Origin of the sequence: Pseudomonas corrugata (assembly GCF_001269905.1) — a bacterium.
GTDB lineage: Bacteria > Pseudomonadota > Gammaproteobacteria > Pseudomonadales > Pseudomonadaceae > Aquipseudomonas > Aquipseudomonas corrugata.
On record NZ_LHVK01000010.1, the window covers coordinates 220,206 to 239,122 of the forward strand.

The window sequence follows — 18,917 nt, forward strand, 5'->3', positions numbered from 1 at the left end:
CGCAGCGTTCATACTGAATATTCAATTTCTGATCGAGGTCACGATGAATCTGCACTTCGAAGAGCTCACGGGCATCACTGGGGCCCGTATCGGCATCGCTACCCTGGACGCCGAAAAATCCTTGAACGCCCTGTCCTTGCCGATGATCAACGCGCTGCGCGATCGTCTTGATGCCTGGGCCCGGGAACCGCAAATCGTTTGTGTATTACTGCGTGGCAACGGCGCCAAGGCCTTCTGCGCGGGCGGCGAAGTTCGCAGCCTGGTGGAAGCCTGCCGCGCCCATCCCGGCGAAGTACCGCCGTTGGCGGCGCAGTTCTTTGCAGCGGAATATCGCCTGGACTTCAACTTGCACACTTATCCCAAGCCTTTGCTGTGCTGGGGGCACGGCTATGTGCTCGGCGGCGGCATGGGCCTGTTGCAGGGCGCAAGCACCCGGATCGTCACACCGAGCAGTCGCCTGGCGATGCCGGAGATCAGCATTGGTTTATACCCGGATGTCGGCGCCAGTTGGTTCCTGTCGCGTCTGCCGGGCAAGCTCGGGCTGTTTCTTGGGCTGACCGGCGCCCACATGAACGCCCGGGATGCCATCGACCTGGGCCTGGCCGACCGATTCTTGCTGGACGAGCAACAGGACGACTTGATCGAAGGCCTGCTGCAGCTCAACTGGCAGGAACAGACCGACATGCAACTCAACAGTCTGCTCAAGGCCTTGCAGCGCGAAGCCCTCGACCGGTTACCCGAAGCCCAATGGTTGCCACGTCGACAGCAAATCGACGAATGGCTGGATGTCAGCGACGTGCGCTGCGCCTGGAAGGCCCTCAGCCTGCTGGTGGATCATCCGGATCCGCTGATCGCCCGGGCCGCCAGGACCATGACCGAAGGCTCACCGCTGACCGCTCATCTGGTCTGGGAGCAGATCGCCCGGGCACGGCACTTGTCCTTGGCCAGCGTGTTTCGCATGGAATACACACTGAGTCTCAATTGCTGCCGACATCCTGAATTCAGCGAAGGCGTGCGGGCCCGGTTGATCGACAAGGACCAGAAACCCCACTGGCACTGGCCGGACATCAACCATGTGCCTGAAGCGGCGGTGGAGGCGCATTTCCACAAAGCCTGGGAGGGGCGGCATCCGCTTGCGGATCTGGCCAATGAGTAGAAGTCCCGAGCGAAACCGGGTGGGAGCGAGCCTGCTCGCGATAGCGGCGTATCAGCCAACTTTAATGTCACTGACCCGACGCTTTCGCGAGCAGGCTCGCTCCCACAGGTTTTGTTGCAGGCAAAAAAAAACGGCGCTCGATGCGCCGCTTTCAATAATCTGAAGATCAGCGGTGACTGTCCCGTCCATCATGATCGCCCCGACCGCGCCGATCATGCCCGCCACGCCGATTATCATCCCAACCACCCCGGTCACGGCCGTCCCAGCCGCCCCGACTCGGATAAGACCGATAGGCCGCCCGCGGCGGTGAATAGTAGTGAGGGCCGGGTTGATAGTAGCGCGGTGCCGAATAGTAGCGTGGCGCCGGTTGGTAATACCTGGGTGCCGAATAGTAGCGCGGCGCCGAGTAGTAGCTCCCACCACCGTAATAGACCGGCGCTGGTGAGGTATAGACCTCGGAACGGTAATAGCTCGAGTCTCCGTCGTAGTAAGGCACGCAGGCCGAAAGAGTCAAACCGAGAAACGCAATGAGCAGCAGTCGTCGATACATGGCGGCCTCCTGGACCGCGGATGGGCCACATCAGCGACGCTGATGGGCGGCAGCCGCCTTTCGGCACTGTCGATTAATCTGACAACAAAAACGGAATCTGGTGCGATTTCGCAATAAGTTGAAACATGTAGCGTTTTGCCCGTTTCGCCCCCCCCCCGCCACAGCGTGTCCGCCACAAATCCCGTCGCCATCTCCTACAAGCCACTAAACTGAATCCATCCGATCGCAGCTCAGGGAATCGCCATGCCGCCCCGTTCGCCGTTGTATTCCCAACGCAAACCGCTCCTGACACTGGCGATACTGTTGGGGACGGGCTTTCTGGTGATTTCGCTGCTGGGCTATTACGTCGCCCACACCTCGATACGGGACCACCTGCTGAAGGTCCTGTACCTGAATCTTGTGATTGGCCTGCTGGTAACGCTAGTGGTACTGGCGGTGCTATGTCGGATCATCAGCGGCTATCAACGCCGCATCGACGCCCAGGCAACGCTCGACAGCCTGACCGAATTGCCAAACCGTCGTGGCTTCGACCTGCTGGCCGTGCAAGCCCTGCACGAAGCCCAGCGCGAGCCCAAACCCTTGACGGCGCTGCTGATGGAGCTGGACGACTTCAAACGGCTGGACACCACCCACGGTCACATCGTCAGCGACCAGCTGCTGAGCGGATTTGCCCGCGACCTGAGCGATAGCCTGCGGCATTCGGACATCGTGTGTCGCTGGAGTACCGACACCTTTGTCGTCCTGCTCAAGGACACCGACGGACAGACAGGTCTGAAAATCGCCGAAAAGATTCGTCAGCACATCGAGAGGCAGCGCTATTTCTGCAGTGGCAAGCAACTGTTGGCGACCATCAGCATCGGCCTCACCACCTTGCAAGAGAATGACACCTTGCACAGCCTGCTGTCGCGGACCGATCATGCGCTGCAACGTGCCCGACAGAACGGAAGCAACCGAACCTGCGTTGAGATGCCTCACTCCAGTTATGAATAAACCCGACCTGTGCCCTGCCTGCGGCAGCTCCAATGACTGCACCCTGGCCAACCCGAAAACAGCCGACCGAACCTGCTGGTGTTACGGCGTGAGTATCGACCCGGCCGTGCTCGAGGCACTGCCGGTCGAGCTGCGCGATCAATCCTGCCTGTGCCCGCGCTGTGCCCAGGTCGAAAGCCAATTGCGCGCCAAGCAGCCGCCGATCGCGTAAGATTCCCGCCCTCCGCTCCCTGGCCTGAATTGCCCCATGCGTGTCGACCGTTTCCTCAGCAATCTGCCGCGCTTCAATCGCCAACAGGTCCGGTTGTTGTTGGTGGCGCGCCGGGTGCGCATCGACGGACAGGTGATCAGCGACCCGCACGCCCAGGTCCGCGAGTTCAGCCGCGTAGAAGTCGACGACGAACTGCTGCAGGCAGGCCGAGCGGCGCGGTATTTCATGTTGCATAAACCTGCTGGCTGCGTCAGTGCCACGCGCGATCCGCAGCATCCCACCGTGCTCGATTGGCTGAACGAACCGGACAAGGACGACCTGCACATCGCCGGGCGCCTGGATTTCAACACCACCGGGCTGATGCTGATCACCAATGACGGCAGTTGGTCGCGACGCCTGACCCAGCCGCAAACGAAGCTGCCAAAGGTCTACTACGTCGAGACCGAGCAGACCATCACTGCCGACTATGCCGTCACCTTCGCCCGTGGCTTGTACTTTGCCTTCGAAGACCTCACCACCCAGCCGGCGGAGCTGACGCTGCTGGGTCCGAACTCGGCGCGGCTGAGCATCGTCGAAGGACGCTACCACCAGATCAAGCGCATGTTCGGCCACTTCGACAACAAAGTGCTGCGCCTGCACCGCGAACGCATGGGGCCGCTTTCGCTGGATGCAGATCTCGAGCAGGGCCAATACCGCGCCTTGACCCCAGAAGAGGTCTGCCTGATCTGAGCCGATGACCGCCGGGCAGAAGTGTCGAACAATTTTCAAAAGGACACTTGCGCAACGGCCGTCCCCCTGCTTGAATCAAACCGTCGGCCGAAATGTGACCGATGAGTCACCCCATACCTCTAAGAAACTTTTTGTCGGCCAGAACCCTCTGGTTCCGCCTTGCCCGCCGACAGACTGCCCGCCTAATAACAATACCCGTCGACCGGTTCCATTGGATCGACCTGGGCCTGATCTTCCAGGCGAATGCCTACCTGTCACATTGCCCGTGCAATCTCATTGCGCGCATACCCGCTTGCCAGGAGTCTATGACATGAGGCCAGAAATCGCTGTGCTGGATATACAAGGTCAGTATCGGGTTTACACGGAGTTCTATCGCGCAGACGCCGCACAAAAGACCATCATTCTGGTCAACGGCTCGCTGGCCACTACCGCGTCGTTTGCACAGACCGTCAAGAACCTTCATCCGCAATTCAACGTCGTGCTGTATGACCAGCCCTACGCGGGCAAGTCCAAGCCCCACAACCGGCACGAGAAGATGCTGACGAAGGAGGTCGAGGGCCAGATCCTGCTGGAGCTGATCGACCATTTCGCCGCCGAACACGTGCTGTCATTCTCATGGGGTGGTGCCGCCACGTTGACCGCGCTGTCCCACCGTCCACGGCGCATTGAAAAAGCAGTGATCAGCTCATTCTCACCGGTTCTCAACGCGCCGATGCGCGACTACCTCGAGCGTGGCGTCGATTACCTGGGCAACCTGGACGGCGACCGCGTGGGGCATCTGGTCAACAGCACCATCGGCAAACATCTGCCGCCGCTGTTCAAGCGCTTCAACCATCGCCATGTCAGCAGCCTGGCCGAGCATGAGTACGGGCAGATGCATTTCCACATCAGCGAAGTGCTCCAGAGCGACCTGTGCTGCTACGCAAGGGCGGCGAAAAACATCAACGTGCCGGTGCTGTTCCTGAACGGTGAATGGGACGAGTACACCTCGGCCGCCGATGCCAGGCTGTTCGCCGACTATGTGCAACACAGTACGTTCAGCACGCTGCAAGCCACCGGGCACTTCCTGGACATGGAACACAAGGCCGCCTTCCGGGATAGCCGCAACGCCTTGCTGGGCTTCCTCAAGCCGGGCCACCACGAAAGCCGACCACGCTACAGCCAGGTGCAGGGCTACCATGCACTGGCAATCTGAAACCGCGTCCTCGCGAGCAAGCCCCGTCCCCTCGACAATGGGGCTTGCTCGCGAATGACCGCTCTGGTTTGAGGCTTGGATGGACCGGGAACCTCACCGCAAGCAAAGAAAAACTTCAAATCCGCGCCCACATCTGGTACAAAGTCAGCCGCTCTGAGCGGGTGTCGTATAATGGCATTACTCCAGCTTCCCAAGCTGATAACGAGGGTTCGATTCCCTTCACCCGCTCCAATCGAATTCGGGTCTCGCGTCGTGGTGGTTTTGACGGGGGATAAAAAAACCGGCACTGGATGGCCGGTTTTTTTTGGTCTTGAATTTGGGGAATTGCAACGCGTCCTAATCCAATAGCGATGCACTCCCTTGGCTAAAACTTTCCGAAGCCTGGGACGTCGACCCTGGGGCTTTTATTCTCGGAGAGGCAGTTGCCCCCATCCACCACGAGAACCTCACCGGTAATGTAGCTGGACTCCGGGGAAGCCAGAAAAGCCACCGCCGCAGCGACTTCATCCGGTCTACCGGCACGCCCGACGGGAACGTACTGCGCTGCGCTCATTTCCTCCGCTGTGCTGGACTGCGTCGCGATCCAACCGGGAGCAACAGCGTTCACGGTGATACCGTATGGCGCGACTTCCAGCGCCAGGCTCATGTTCATACCCACCATTCCCGCTTTCGCCGCCGCATATGCGGCCTCGCCAGGGTTGCTGACACGGGTACCGGTCGTCGAACTGATCTGCACGATGCGTCCGTAACGACGATTCTGCATCTCCGGCAACACCGCACGGGTCAGCAAAAATGCAGTGGTCAGATTACGGGCAATCGCGGTGTTCCACGTCTCGACGCTCATAGTGGCCACTTCAGAGAACGTTTCAGCGTCACCCTGAATCGCCATACCGGCGTTGTTCACGAGTATGTCGATTCGCCCCCATAGCGATTCAGCCCAGATCACCAATTCGTCGACCTGAGCCGGCTGAGTAAGATCGGCAGTGCGTCCTTGCACCTCATAACCTGCCGCGCCCAACTGCGCGACTCGATCATGGATGCGGTCACTGCTGCCGGTGATGATCAACCTTGCACCTGCGTCCCCAAGCCGCCGCGCGATGGCCAGACCAATTCCATGTTCGCTGCCGGCGCCACTGACCAATGCGACCTGACCACTCAAGTTCTTGAACATTGCGCTGCTTCACAAGGGATTGTCTGGAAGACCAGAGTAGCCGCTAGGCACACTTTGGCGCCGGCATATTTATAGACCTATCATCAATGCATGTGAGCACACCTTTTCGTGTATCAGCTACTGGTCGGGCTGTGTATGTACAGAGAGGAGAGCACGATGAACAACGAACTGGCAGTACCTGAGACAAAAGGTGTTTCGGTGACATTACTCGCAACGGTTGACCTCGGTGCAGAGATCGAGGGCATGGAGGGACGCCAACTCAGAATGCGCATGGTAACCATCGAACCTGGTGGCGTCTTCGGGCCGCTTCACAACCATAAAGACAGGCCCGGCACCGTCTACATACTGCAAGGAACAATCACTGACCATCGAAATGGAGTTGCCACGGACTATGGGCCGGGAGTGGGTTGGCCAGAGGACAGGAACACCACACACTGGCTTGAAAACAGAGGCACGATTGCCGCGACGGAGATATCGGTCGATATCGTCAGGCAAGCGTAAGCGAGGCCCGACATCTCGACTGAATGATTCAGGCACCAGGCAAATGCCCCAACGGCAACGCCCCCGGGGTCTTCACGGTATGAATTGCAAAGTTACTGCGGATATCACTGACACCCGGCAGTTTGAGCAGTCGCCCCGTAAGAAAGCGGTCGTACGCCCGTAGGTCCGGCACCACCACCTGCAGCAGAAAGTCCGACTCTCCCGATACCAGGAACGCTGAAATAACCTCCGGCAATGCCGTGACAGCCTGGTAAAACGCTTCGGCTTGTTCATCGTTATGCCGTTCAACCTTGATACCGACAAAGATCGTCAATCCAAGGCCCACTTCGTCGCGGTCAAGGATGGCTTGGTAGCCGCGAATCACGCCGGCCTCTTCGAGCATCCGCAGGCGGCGCAGGCACGGTGAAGGTGACAGACCGATTTCCTCGGCCAATTGCACATTGCTCAGGCGACCGTCGCGTTGCAACGCGGAGAGGATCTTGCGATCGAAGGCATCGAGTTTCATGGTTTGGCATTATCCAATTTCTTTTGCTTGCTCATTGGCAGGTTATGCCAACTTTTGCCAACTTAGAAGCTGACTTCGCAACCACCTGCCCTGCCCTCCCACCTTAGACTGGCACTCTCAAATGTTATGGAGGAGGCGTGGCATGGCAGAGTTCTGGTTGTTCCTGATGGCCTTGACGGTGGTGTACCTGTTGCCGGGCCCCGACATGATTCTGTTGCTGCAAACCGGTGCACGTCAGGGTAAAGGCCCGGCACTGGCGACGGCGGTGGGGTTGGGAATCGCTCGGGGATGTCATGTCGCATTAGCCGCACTGGGGCTCTCGGCATTGTTCAAGACCGCTCCCTGGACGTTCGATGCGGTGCGCCTGGTCGGCGCTGCCTATCTGCTATGGATCGGCTTTCAATGCCTGCGGACTCGTTTGTTGCCAAGCCTTGAAGCGGCCGGTATCGAACCCGCAAAGCAGCGTTGGGGCCAGGCGATTCGGCGCGGTTTGCTGACCAACCTGCTCAATCCCAAGGCATTGCTGTTCTGTTCGATCTTGCTGCCGCAGTTCATCGACCCGCAGGGCGGCCCGGTACTTGGGCAATTTGCAACTCTCGGCGTGGCCCTGGTGGGCGTTGGCTTGCTGTTCGACTGCACCTACGCACTGGTGGGGGTGGCGCTTGGGCGCTGGTTGCAGCGTTCCCCTTCCGCTCAGCGTCTGCAGCAGTGGCTGTTTGGGAGCCTGTTGATTGGTTTTGCAGTGCGGCTGACGTTCGTACAACAGGCATAGCTGCAGATGATCGCAAAGGCTCGCCCTTGTGAGCCTTCAGTCCGGGGCCATCTCCCGGTCCAGCGGGAGCAAGCTCTCTCGCTACGTTTTTTCCCCGTCCTTTCATATCCGGTAATAATCCCGCCCCCTCTCCCCCCGGCCTTATCTGCCGCGACTTCTAGACTTCGTTGCGATGAACACGTCTGCCCGTCCAATTCGGCATGGTGGTTATAGTGTTGATCACAAAATAATAGTAGGTATAGTCACCACCAAGCTCACCACACGGAGGTGATGTGAACAGCCGATTTCTGATAAGCCAAATTCTCGCGGACGGTTGGTACCTGGTGCGGGTTCGAGGCCGCCATCATCATTTCAAGCACCCGACCAAACCGGGACTGGTCACCGTTTCTCACCCGAAGAAGGACCTGCTCAAGAAAACGGCCATTAGTATTCTGCAACAGGCTCTGCTCCACACCCCCGTTGCCCTGCGTTCCCGGAGGACGATCAACATGCTGTACCCGATTGCGATTTCCATGGGTGATAAAGAACACGCCTGGGGTGTTGAAGTACCGGATATTCCCGGATGCTTTTCTGCAGGCGATGATCTGGATGACGCCATGGCCATGGCCCGCGAGGCCATCGAAGGTCATTTCGAGATACTCGCCGAAGACGGCTCGCCGATTCCGTCAGCCAGTAAAGTCACCGTTCACGCGGCCAATCCGCACTATGCCGGTTGTACCTGGGCATTAGTGGACATTGATGTGACCAAGTACCTGGGCAAGGCGCAGAAACTCAATATCACCCTGCCCGGTTACCTGCTTAACCGTATCGATGAATACGTTCTGCATCATCCTGAAGAAAAGAGCCGCTCCGGGTTCCTGGCTTCGGCGGCACTCAAGGTGTTGCAGCAAGGGCGATAAAAAGCTGGCGCCTGGATACGAAACCTGTGGGAGCCTGCTCGCGATAGCGGTGTGCCAGGCAACGCCAATGTTGCTGAACCATCGCCATCGCGAGCAGGCTCGCTCCCACAGGGATGGCGGGTCCATGTCTATTTTTTCTGGGCGTCGGACTCTTTCATCTGCACCGAAGACTTGGTGCCGTCGGTGTTGTCCTTGGTTTCATTGTCCGAGTTGTCGAAACAGCCTTGCAGGACGATCAGGCTGCAGGCGAGACAGAACGTGCGCGTAAGGTTCATGGTGTACTCCGGCTGAGGGCTTTAAGCAGAGACCGATGCAGACAGCAAATGGTTGCGGAAGTCTTCAGCCAGGACGATAGACGTTCGCCCAAGGGCGCCGTCAAATGTAAGTAGAATTTTCACCACTTCGTTGCTGTCACACCAGACAGGTGCAATCCCATAAGGAACACAGCAATGACCTTCGCCAAAATCGCGCAAAAACTGTCCCTTTGGGCGGGGAGCCCCAAGACATTTCTGGGGGCTATCGTGCTACTGGTGCTTTGGGCCTTGAGCGGGCCTCTGTTCAAGTTCAACGATACGTGGCAACTGATCATCAATACGTCCACGACGATCATTACCTTCCTGATGGTGTTCCTGATCCAGAACACGCAAAACCGCGACACCGATATCCTGCACCTAAAGATCGACGAGTTGTTGCGCGCGACCAGCGAAGCGCAAAACGCAATGCTCGGGCTTGAGGCGCTGGACCTCAAGCAACTGGAAGCGCTGAGGAAGCATTACCAAACCATGGGACAAGACGAGGCTAAAAGTCTTGAAGGGTTGGAGAAGAAGAACAAGATCGATCTGAATAAGTGTTGATCACGATGCGCGAGTGGTATGGCGCCGCCCCCCGGTGTCAGGATAGTTGTCGCCTCTCCGAATTTTCCTGAAAAAGCAGATCGGGGGCGGAAAGAGACTGTTCGTGCCGTACTATTCACCTGAACGCAAAGCCGCATTGCTCAAGATGCTGCTTCCTCCGCTCAACCTGTCGATGGCCGAGGTTTCCCGGCGCGAAGGGGTCAGCGAAATGTCTTTGTCGAACTGGCGCAAGCAGGTCGGTTCTGAAGGAAACGCAGTGCCCGATAACACCTCATCGACCCAGAACTGGACAGCCGAAATCAAGTTTGCTGTCGTCCTTGAAGCCGCCGGCCTGTCCGAGATTGAACTGGGTGAGTACTGCCGCCGTAAAGGCCTGTATCCCGAGCAAATCAGCGCCTGGAGGCAAGCCTTCATCAGTGGCCAGAAGACGGAAAAAGCCCAGCAAAAAGACGATCGCGAACAAGCCCGTAAGGACAAGAAACGCATCCAGGAACTTGAGCGTGAACTGCGCCGCAAAGACAAGGCGCTGGCTGAAACCGCCGCGTTGTTGGTGCTGCGAAAAAAGCTCAACGATTACTGGGGGATCGACAACGAGGACAGCTAACGGCTTTGCCAGAGCGGCAGTTACTCGTAACCTGGTTGAATGAAGCGCAAATGGCCGGAGCCCGGAAAATCAGGGCCTGCCAGGAAGTCGGCCTCTCGCTCAGAACCTTGCAGCGCTGGACTGAAACCGAGGCTATTCAGGCTGACGCCCGAACGACCACACTACGACCCACGCCGCGTAATGCGTTGAGCGAGATCGAGCGACAGGCAATCCTGACGCTGTGCAACAGCCCGGCGTACGCCGACCTGCCGCCGAGTCAGATCGTGCCGAGACTGGCCGATCAACAGCGCTATCTGGCATCGGAAGCCACGTTTTATCGGGTGCTGCGGGCTGCGGGTCAACAACAGCATCGAGGTCGTAGCCAGCGCCCGCGACGGCATGCGGCACCGACGACCCACACGGCCAAGGGGGCGAATCAGGTGTGGTCGTGGGACATCACCTACCTGCCGTCGCCGGTGCGTGGCAAGTATTACTACTTGTACCTGATCGAGGACATTTACAGCCGCAAGGCCGTGGGCTGGGAGGTTTACGAAGAGGAAAGCGGTGAGAAGGCGGCTGCGTTGCTGCAGCGTAGCGTGATCGGCGAGCAATGTTTGCATGAACCGCTGGTACTGCACTCGGACAATGGTGCCCCGATGAAATCACTGACGCTGTTGAGCAAGATGCATGACCTGGGCATCACACCGTCACGTGGCCGACCGCGTGTGAGCAATGACAATCCATACTCGGAATCGCTGTTTAGAACGTTGAAATACTGCCCGCAATGGCCGGCAGATGGCTTTGCCAGCCTGGACGCCGCACGCATCTGGGTCAGGGATTTCATGCGTTGGTACAACCACGAACACCGGCATAGCCGGATCCGCTTCGTGACCCCGGCGGAGCGGCATCGAGGGCAGGATCAACAGATCCTGGCTCAACGTCATGAACTGTACGAGCAAGCCCGAAAGAAAAGCCCGGAACGCTGGTCTGGACGAACACGGAACTGGGAGCCGATAGGCACGGTGCTGCTGAATCCGGATCGAGAGCAGCAGGCCGAGAAAAGAGCAGCATAGTTAGACGGTGACGCGACAACTACCTTGAAAAACGCCGGTATTGGGGAGTAGGGGGGGGGGGTGGCAGGATGCCTGAGGCGTGGATTTATTCAGATGAATCCACGCCGATATTCAGCAACATTCGATGGCTCAGAGGTAGCGAAGTTCGGGCTGGGCGGGTTTCGCTGGGCCGGGGTAATCTGAACTGGTTTCTTAGATAATTGATTTAATTGTCTAATATGAGTTTGTAAATTCCTTTGGAATACCAACTGGAATACCGCGATGAGTTGGAATAAGCCGCATGCTTTGTACCCGTATCTTTCAGAACACGGCTAAAAGGCATTTTTTTACTCGAAACCGGGCAAGCTGAGCATGCCACCTGTGGTGCGTTTGCCAAAACCGGTGGGCATTAAGATTTTTTGCTTCTTCATCTCTGCGAGTATGGCCAACCATTCGGGTTTGCCAAAGCGCAGCTTGGTGTCGTTCCAGCGATGAATGACTTCGTCCACGATGGCTTCATCGGAAACCGGGCGGCCTTCGAGAATAAAGTCGTTCCAGGCGGCATAGAGCGTCACAGTCATTTCGCAACGGTCCGTATCCCAGTCCCGCATTAGCTCGATGACCTGCTCAATGGTAGTGCGCTCAGCGGCCGACCAGGTGCTGCTATATGCCTGCCGATGCTGCCCTGATTGGGAAAGCGGGCGATAAGCATGGCCAACATTCTCGCGCTCGATGCGCTCGTACCACTTACGGTTTTGCAACTCACCCTCGATCTGATTCATTAACTGGCGATCATGGGGGCCGGCAGCGTCACGAAGGTAGTTGCCCTGGATTGCAGCGAGCCTGGCCGCGTGTTCGGCTAAGTAAATTACCTTCTGCAGCTTGCGTTGGCCGAAGGTGCGTTGGCTATGTAGCTGATGAGTGATTTCTGCGGCGAGCAGGGTGCGGGATACCTGCCGGTCAGTCGCAATGGGACCCTGCGGGGAGTCTTCGGCAAGGGCACATTCGACCAGGGTGCTTGCCAACTGTTCGTTTATCTGACGGGCCTGATTTAGGCAGGTTTTGAGTTGGTCGCAGAGAGCCATTAGTTGGTCGACTTTGGCGGCAATGCGATGTTGTTCTGCAGCAGGAGGAAGAGGAACTGGAATGCTTCTAAAATTTCCCAAGCCTATTCGTGTGAGAGTCAGGCCATGATGATGTGCAGCAGCAAATTCATGTGCCATTTTTGAGTTCAAATAGTAGAGAACGTACTTGGAAGATACCAATGGATGGACAGAAAAACGGTAGCAGTCAGCTTTCACTACTGCAGGACCTATATCTGCTGGCACATAGCAACTCCGTATTGACGTATCAATCAAGCCCGCAATAACCAAATCTCCTGAAGAAACTTGATGTTTGATTATTTTTTCAAATCGCTCCTGATTAATATAGGCTCGGTGCTCGTCACGAAACATACCATTGCCGATGTTCTGTAGCCGAATAACACGATAACCTGGAGTATCAATATAGTGCTCGGTTTTTAAGTTGGCACCAAATGGGCCGTCGGTAATTGCGCGTGAATCGTCTGCTGAAAGCTGATCTATCGAACTCCAAATCCACGACTCTGGGAGTCGTTCGACTATCGTTGTTTTCTCATCAAGCGTTACGATTTTCCGCTTGTCTACTCTGGAGTTCTGAATGCGTTCTAGCAGCTCAGTGCCCGTTTTATCTATGGGATTTTGCGAAACCAGTTTACCCATCACTGCCAGTTGCAGCAGGGTTTGTTTGAGGGCGTCGATGCTTGGCTCGGTGGTGAAAAGGGAGTGGAAGTGTTCGGCCAAGCGTTGCCAGTTGAAGGTGAAATCGTTGGCGTCGTTGGCTTGGGTCAGGCTGTCGAGCAGCGCTTGTACCAGTTGGGTTTGGGCGCTTTCGGCGTCGGCCTGCTGGGCTTCTAGGCGGCCGCACAGGGCCATCAGCTCATCGATTTTGGCGACGATGCGGTGCTGCTCAGATAAAGGTGGTAAAGGCACAAGAATTTCTGAGACATCGCTCAGGCGGAAACTGTTCTTTATTCCTCGCTGGGGTGCTTCGTACTGTTTGTATGCCAACGGAGATCGCAACGCTTCAGGGAGAAAACGGCTGCGGAGGGAACAGACAAAACGAATCAGGCAAACATGCTGATTTATGTACGCTTCACCAAAACTGTCTGGAATCAACCCCAGCAGCCCAACTTCACCAGTGATTGATAGCAGTAAGTCGCCGGGCTCCAACTTGGTTCGGCTTCCCTCTCCACCCTTAGGAGGTGAGACGCGCTGAATACTACTGAGGCGTAGCTCATAGCTACGACGCGAAAGGTTGCCCATTCGGACGAAAATCGCACCCTCATCAGAGTAATACTGGGCCCAGTCGCGCGAGCCACTCGTAATTAACTCGGAAAGATCTCCTAACCGAGCCCATTGCCAGCTCTTAGGTAAATCGAACGGTGCTTCAGCCTCAGCGGTATGCTCTGGAGGTTTCTTCTTGGTTGTCCCCTCTGTCGCTAGGCGCCTCCTCTCCTCTGCAATGTGCTCAAGCAATTCACTGGCTGGTTCATCATTCGGGTCTTGTGGCACCAACTTGCCGCGCACCGCTAGTTCCAGAATCAGTTCGCGCAACTTTTGGATGCCGTTTGGGGCGCCGGACAGCTGCGGCAAGTTGTCGGTCAACAGCGCGGTCATACCTGGCGCTCCAAGGCTTCTGCCAGTACGGTCTTGAGTTGGTCGCGCAACTCGCTAATTTCGCCTTGCAGAGCGGCGAAGTTTCGCAGTAACTCATTCGGGTTGTGACTGATGTGTTCACCGATATGAGGGTTTTTGCAATCCAGGTTCCAGTTGCGCGCCTGCAATTCTTCGACGCATACCTTCCAGGCAAATTCGTTTTCCGTCCGTGCGGCAAAGCCATCGGTCTCTTTGCCCCACCAAGCCTCTTCCACAGTAAATTCTTCGATACGCATGGGCCGGGTCTTGGAGTAGTTCTTTACGCCTGTCGGGTACTGGTGTTCGTAGAACCACACCTGTTTGGTCGGTGTGCCTTTGGTGAAGAACAGCAGGTTGGTCTTGATTCCGGTGTAGGGGTTGAACACGCCGTTGGGCAGACGAACGATGGTGTGCAGGTTGCACTCGGTGAGCAGTTTTTCCTTGATGCGGCTTTTGATGCCTTCGCCGAACAGGAAGCCATCGGGCAGCACCACGGCGGCGCGGCCACCATCTTTGAGCAACTGCATTATCAGCACCAGAAACAGGTCGGCAGTTTCACGGGTGCGAAAGGCGGCGGGGAAGTTGGTTTCAATGCCGTCTTCTTCCATGCCCCCGAACGGTGGGTTGGCGACGATGCAATGTACACGCTCGTTCGGGCCCCAACTGATCAACGGCTTGCTCAGGGTGTTGTCGTGGCGGATCTGGCTGGGAACTTCGATGCCGTGCAAAATCATATTGGTGGTGGCCAGCAGGTGCGGCAGCGGCTTTTTCTCCACGCCAAAGATGCTGGCTTGCAAGGTGCGTTCGTCTTCGGTGGTTTTTACATAACGGCTGCGTTTGTGTTCGATGGCGCAGGTCAGGAATCCACCCGTGCCGCAGGCCGGGTCCATGACCTTTTCGTCCAGCTTCGGATCGACCATGCGCACCATGAATTCGGTGACCGGGCGCGGAGTGTAGAACTCGCCGGCGTTGCCCGCGTTCTGTAGGTCTCGCAGCAGTTGCTCGTAGAGATTGCCGAACTCATGGCGCTCTTGAGCCTTGTTGAAGTCCACCCCTTCCTGAATCTTGTTGATCACCTGGCGCAGCAGTTGCCCGGACTTCATGTAGTTGTAGGCGTCTTCAAACACACTGCGCACCACAAAGGCTGAGGGCGTGTTGCTGTACTCGTGCAGGTGTTGCAATTGGGGGAATAGGTTGTTGTCGATAAAGTCCTTCAGTGCATCGCCGGTCATGCCTTCCGGATCGGCGGCCCAGGTACGCCAGCGGCAACTGTCGGGAATGGGCGAGCGGTAGTTGTCGTCCATTAGCTCCCATTCCAGCTCGCGGTCATCGAAGATCTTCAGGAACAGCAGCCAAACTAGCTGGCCGATACGCTGGGCGTCGCCGTCTACGCCAACGTCTTTGCGCATGATGTCCTGGATGGACTTGATGGTGGAGCTAATGGACATGAAGTTCTCTCAACGCGTACCGCAGGGGGGGCGAAATTCTACAGGATAGTGTGGACGGCTGCTTTGGCTGGTCGTCGGCAGTTGGCCGTTAGCTTGCGTAAAGTTCGTCTTCCAGTTCGTGGATAGCCTTGTTGTATCCAGCCTTGCCGCCGAAGGCTTTAACCAGCTCGATGGGCGCACCGAACTGGCTGAAAGGGTCAAGCTGCAGGATTTTGATGTCTTCGATATGCTCGATGCCGGTATCGGCGTATTTATCCAGTAACGCTTCCAGCACCTGGCGGGCTGCGCCGGAATACTTGGCGAAATAGTTACGCTTTTTTACCTGCTCGGCTCGCTCGCGGCGCGACAGGGCAGGCTGATCGAAGGCGACGTGGCAGATCAGATCGAACGGATCGAGTGGCTTGCCCTGTTTCTTTTCCACTTCTTCGGCCAAGGCTTCCCACATGACACCCTGGACGGCCATCTCCTCGATGATGACTTTCTTTTGCTCGGAATCACTCCAACGCCGGAGAAAGTCATCCAGGGAGGCGAACTGCTTTTTCACGCAGGTGCGGGTGTAGTCGTGTAGTGATTCGGTGATCAGTCGGCCATCCGGGCCGTAGTACTGCACACGCTCGGCGATGACATAAATCGGGACGTTGTCGATGACGTACTTTATGCGTTTTTTGCCCTCATCTTCGCCGGTAAAATCCAGGTCATCACCCTCGTTATCGTTGCCTGCGCTTATGCCATCTTCATCGGCAAGCGGATCGTCTGGCGGTACGGGGGAGTCGTCACCGTCGGGTGCGTAGATCACCACCGGGTCGCCGTCGAAGGCAGGGTCGGCAAACAGTTCGGTGGCCTTTTTGAAGTCCATGATGGTGAACCAGTACTTGCCGTAGTCCTCGTTGATGCGAGTGCCGCGACCGATGATTTGCTTGAACTCGGTCATCGATTTGATGTGCTGGTCGAGCACGATCAGCTTGCAGGTCTGAGCATCGACGCCGGTGGTCATCAACTTGCTGGTGGTGGCAATCACCGGGTAGCGTTCTTCCGGGTTGATGAAGTTATCTAGTTCGGCCTTGCCTTCCTGGTCATCGCCGGTGATACGCATGACGTATTTTCGATTCTCAGCCACACGCTCGGGGTTGAGGTTGACTAGCGCTTGGCGCATGCGCTCGGCGTGGTTGATGTCGTCGCAGAAGACGATGGTTTTCTGAAACGGATCGGTGGCCTTGAGGAGTTCGGTAACTTTTTGCGCCACCAGTTGGGTGCGCGCCTCGATAACCAGGGTGCGGTCCATATCCTTGAGGTTGTAGATGCGGTCTTCGATCAGCTCACCATTTTTATCGAGCATGCCTTTGGGGGGGCGCCAGCCTTGCAGGTCTTTGTCGAAGTCGATGCGCACCACTTTGTAGGGGGCGAGAAAACCGTCTTCGATGCCTTGCTTCAAGGTGTAGCTGTAAATCGGTTCACCGAAGTAGGTGATGCTGGATACCTCTTTGGTCTCCTTCGGTGTGGCGGTAAGGCCGACATGGGTGGCGCTGGAGAAGTAGTCGAGGATTTCACGCCAGGCTGAATCCTCGGAGGCGCTGCCACGGTGGCATTCGTCGATCACGATCAGGTCGAAGAAGTCGCGGGAGAACTGCTTGTAGATGTTCATCTCTTCATCAGTGCCGGTGACGGCCTGATAGAGCGACAGGTAGATCTCGTAGGAGGTATCGATCTGGCGTTTGGCGATTTTGGTCATCGCCTGGCCGAAGGGCTTGAAGTCGTTGTTCTTGGTCTGGTCGACCAGGATGTTGCGGTCGGCCAGAAACAGGATGCGTTTCTTCTGTTTCGATTTCCATAGCCGCCAGATGATTTGGAAGGCGGTGTAGGTCTTGCCGGTGCCCGTGGCCATCACTAGTAAGATACGGTCTTGGCCACGCGCTACGGCCTCGACGGTGCGGTTGATGGCATTCATCTGGTAATAGCGCGGCATGCGCCCGGAGCCATCGTCGTAGTAGGGCGCTTCGATCTTGTGCTGGGCGATATTATCCAGCCCCTTCCACTGGCAGTAGCGCTGCCAGAGTTCGGTGGGGTTGGGGAATTGACCGAGGGTGAGTTCGGTTTCTACTTGACTGCCTGTGCCACTGCGGTCATGAAACAGGAAACCATCGCCATTGCTGGAAAATACGAACGGTACGTCCAGCGCCTCTGCATAGCCCAGGGCTTGCTGCATGCCGGAGCCAACGGAGTGCTTGTTGTCCTTCGCCTCGATTACAGCGATAGGCAGGTTGGTCTGGTGGTAGAGGATGAAGTCTGCACGGCGTGCTTCGCCACGGCTGTGAAGTTTGCCCCGGACGATAATGCGGCCTTTGGTAAAGCTGACTTCCTCGCGCACCTGCTTGTGCATGTCCCATCCGGCTTGCTGAACGGCTGGGGCGATGTACTTGCTGCAGATGTCCCGCTCGGAAAGTGATTTCTTGTCCATGACTGGCTATGTCCCTATGGCGTGCCGTGGACTTTACCAGATCGGGCTGGAGGCATGCTGCCAGTATTGGCGCGCTAGGCTGACACGCAGCGTGGTAACCCCGGAAAGCGTGAGCTTCTAATCCTTACGTGCGTCGTTTTGTTCCATCCGGATAAATTGCCGCGCGTAGAAGCGGTGCCTGTCAGGTATCTGTGAATTGACGTAAGCGATGCCCTCGAGATGGAAGAGCAGACCAATATCTGGTTTGGATAAGCGACGGCTGAGGCCAGGTCGTCGCTATCCAGCCCATAAAGTACTATCCCAATGCTTGGACAGAGTTGGCCAAACGTTTTTCTTGTCCAAATTGGGTGGTGTAGAACCGCTGCTCTATTCCATAGATGAGCATTTTTAGGTCGTTGTCTGTAGAAATGTCAAACATTCCCAAATCTTTGTTAAATTTCAAACTTTCGCCGCAATAGCCATCAATGTAGGAAAGCATACCTTCCTTGTCTTGCTCGGGTAACGCTGCCAACGTAGCCATAGCCAATGCAATTCGTTTTCGGTTTGGCTTTGACACTTTATCGGCATCAAATTCATTGCTGAGTGTAATAAATGGCTCATTGAGGAATTGCTTAACCTCTTCTTGGGTTGCCTCTTTATAAAGCTCATCGATGCCCGGAAAAATACTGGAAATTGTCGCCAGATTTTTGAAAATTAGCACGTCAAGTGCGGAGAAATATACCGCATCCGGTTGAGCATTGATCACCAACCTCAGTCGATCATCTTCAACTTCTGCCACCTCACCGAAGACGAAGGTCTTTCGGCGCAGAAAGAGAGAGGGCGTGACTTTCTGAAAGTAGAAATCATCGCTCTGAAGCGCACAGATATGAGAGATTTCCGGAAATTTACCCTTAGGTAGGTCGTCGTAGTCTTTTGCATCGAAATCCGATGTGAGAATTTCAGAGCAGTAGGCTTGCTCAGAAAATTTTTCAACCTTAAACCAACACTCCTCATCCAAATTATGATCAGGGTTGTAAGGAATGCACGCGGCGGGATCAATCTTCAATTTCGGGAATAGCGTGTAATCGGAAATTAACTTGAAGATTGGTTTTTTGCGCAGTTTTTTTACTTTTACTAATACATGATCCATATG

At 56.3% G+C, this 18,917-nt stretch carries 17 protein-coding genes, 1 tRNA gene and 2 pseudogenes; 12 read left to right on the forward strand and 8 right to left on the reverse strand.

Going from position 1 to position 18,917, the window contains the following annotated elements:
* The first annotated feature begins 43 nt into the window (after window positions 1–43).
* The gene (locus AD665_RS17580; protein WP_024781300.1) at window positions 44–1,156 is read left to right on the forward strand and encodes an enoyl-CoA hydratase/isomerase family protein; all 1,113 of its coding nucleotides are present in this window, start codon (window positions 44–46) and stop codon (window positions 1,154–1,156) included.
* Between the two features lie 166 nt (window positions 1,157–1,322).
* Here the strand turns inward: AD665_RS17580 and AD665_RS27020 are convergent, their stop codons facing one another.
* Entirely contained in the window at window positions 1,323–1,706 is a 384-nt protein-coding gene (locus tag AD665_RS27020; protein ID WP_080686296.1) for a hypothetical protein, read from the reverse strand.
* 384 nt (window positions 1,707–2,090) lie between these two features.
* On the opposite strand from AD665_RS27020, the pseudogene AD665_RS17590 reads away from it, so the two are divergent.
* The 5 genes and pseudogenes from AD665_RS17590 to AD665_RS17610 form a co-directional block, all read left to right on the forward strand.
* Window positions 2,091–2,696, forward strand: a pseudogene (locus tag AD665_RS17590) (GGDEF domain-containing protein); the annotation flags it as partial.
* A complete protein-coding gene (locus AD665_RS17595) occupies window positions 2,689–2,907 on the forward strand; it encodes a cysteine-rich CWC family protein (protein ID WP_053192979.1) in 219 nt (72 codons plus the stop codon). The pseudogene AD665_RS17590 and the gene AD665_RS17595, both read left to right, overlap by 8 nt.
* A gap of 36 nt (window positions 2,908–2,943) precedes the next feature.
* Window positions 2,944–3,636, forward strand: coding sequence for a pseudouridine synthase (locus tag AD665_RS17600; RefSeq protein WP_053192980.1), 693 nt, complete (start codon window positions 2,944–2,946; stop codon window positions 3,634–3,636).
* A 310-nt stretch (window positions 3,637–3,946) separates the two neighbouring features.
* A complete protein-coding gene (locus AD665_RS17605; protein ID WP_053192982.1) occupies window positions 3,947–4,831 on the forward strand; it encodes an alpha/beta fold hydrolase in 885 nt (294 codons plus the stop codon).
* A gap of 157 nt (window positions 4,832–4,988) precedes the next feature.
* Window positions 4,989–5,062, forward strand: a tRNA-Gly gene (locus AD665_RS17610).
* Between the two features lie 133 nt (window positions 5,063–5,195).
* On the opposite strand, the gene AD665_RS17615 is transcribed toward AD665_RS17610, so the two are convergent.
* Entirely contained in the window at window positions 5,196–6,002 is an 807-nt protein-coding gene (locus AD665_RS17615; RefSeq protein ID WP_053192984.1) for an SDR family NAD(P)-dependent oxidoreductase, read from the reverse strand.
* A 156-nt stretch (window positions 6,003–6,158) separates the two neighbouring features.
* On the opposite strand from AD665_RS17615, the gene AD665_RS17620 reads away from it, so the two are divergent.
* Entirely contained in the window at window positions 6,159–6,503 is a 345-nt protein-coding gene (locus AD665_RS17620; RefSeq protein ID WP_024781307.1) for a cupin domain-containing protein, read from the forward strand.
* A 28-nt stretch (window positions 6,504–6,531) separates the two neighbouring features.
* On the opposite strand, the gene AD665_RS17625 is transcribed toward AD665_RS17620, so the two are convergent.
* Entirely contained in the window at window positions 6,532–7,008 is a 477-nt protein-coding gene (locus AD665_RS17625) for an Lrp/AsnC family transcriptional regulator (RefSeq protein ID WP_053192987.1), read from the reverse strand.
* A 142-nt stretch (window positions 7,009–7,150) separates the two neighbouring features.
* On the opposite strand from AD665_RS17625, the gene AD665_RS17630 reads away from it, so the two are divergent.
* The 3 genes and pseudogenes from AD665_RS17630 to AD665_RS17635 all read left to right on the forward strand — a co-directional run bounded on the left by AD665_RS17630 (window position 7,151) and on the right by AD665_RS17635 (window position 8,679).
* A complete protein-coding gene (locus tag AD665_RS17630) occupies window positions 7,151–7,780 on the forward strand; it encodes a LysE family translocator (RefSeq protein WP_053192989.1) in 630 nt (209 codons plus the stop codon).
* Between the two features lie 323 nt (window positions 7,781–8,103).
* Window positions 8,104–8,163 (forward strand): annotated as a pseudogene (locus AD665_RS27895) (type II toxin-antitoxin system HicA family toxin); the annotation flags it as partial.
* Window positions 8,164–8,268: 105 nt separating this feature from the next.
* Window positions 8,269–8,679 (forward strand): type II toxin-antitoxin system HicB family antitoxin, encoded by a 411-nt coding sequence (locus tag AD665_RS17635; RefSeq protein WP_053193033.1) that lies wholly within the window; start codon window positions 8,269–8,271, stop codon window positions 8,677–8,679.
* 128 nt (window positions 8,680–8,807) lie between these two features.
* On the opposite strand, the gene AD665_RS27625 is transcribed toward AD665_RS17635, so the two are convergent.
* Window positions 8,808–8,954 carry a hypothetical protein gene (locus AD665_RS27625; protein WP_167355729.1) on the reverse strand — a complete coding sequence of 49 codons (147 nt, stop codon included), beginning with the start codon at window positions 8,952–8,954 and terminating at the stop codon, window positions 8,808–8,810.
* 174 nt (window positions 8,955–9,128) lie between these two features.
* On the opposite strand from AD665_RS27625, the gene AD665_RS17640 reads away from it, so the two are divergent.
* On the forward strand, window positions 9,129–9,533 hold the full coding sequence (locus AD665_RS17640; protein WP_024780701.1) for a low affinity iron permease family protein: 405 nt from the start codon (window positions 9,129–9,131) through the stop codon (window positions 9,531–9,533).
* 103 nt (window positions 9,534–9,636) lie between these two features.
* A protein-coding gene (locus AD665_RS27025; RefSeq protein ID WP_147490645.1) for an IS3 family transposase occupies window positions 9,637–11,189 on the forward strand; the annotation gives its coding sequence in 2 pieces (ribosomal slippage) (window positions 9,637–10,099 and window positions 10,099–11,189; 1,554 coding nt in all).
* A gap of 326 nt (window positions 11,190–11,515) precedes the next feature.
* Here the strand turns inward: AD665_RS27025 and AD665_RS17655 are convergent.
* The 4 genes from AD665_RS17655 to AD665_RS17670 all read right to left on the reverse strand — a co-directional run bounded on the left by AD665_RS17655 (window position 11,516) and on the right by AD665_RS17670 (window position 18,914).
* Complete coding sequence (locus AD665_RS17655) at window positions 11,516–13,864, reverse strand: restriction endonuclease subunit S (protein WP_053192993.1); 2,349 nt, start codon at window positions 13,862–13,864, stop codon at window positions 11,516–11,518.
* Window positions 13,861–15,330, reverse strand: coding sequence for a type I restriction-modification system subunit M (locus AD665_RS17660; protein ID WP_053192995.1), 1,470 nt, complete (start codon window positions 15,328–15,330; stop codon window positions 13,861–13,863). Before AD665_RS17660 ends, AD665_RS17655 begins: the two co-directional genes overlap by 4 nt.
* 88 nt (window positions 15,331–15,418) lie before the next feature.
* Window positions 15,419–17,785, reverse strand: coding sequence for an EcoAI/FtnUII family type I restriction enzme subunit R (gene hsdR / locus AD665_RS17665; protein WP_053192997.1), 2,367 nt, complete (start codon window positions 17,783–17,785; stop codon window positions 15,419–15,421).
* A gap of 295 nt (window positions 17,786–18,080) precedes the next feature.
* On the reverse strand, window positions 18,081–18,914 hold the full coding sequence (locus AD665_RS17670; protein ID WP_053192999.1) for a hypothetical protein: 834 nt from the start codon (window positions 18,912–18,914) through the stop codon (window positions 18,081–18,083).
* Between the last annotated feature and the right edge of the window lie 3 nt (window positions 18,915–18,917).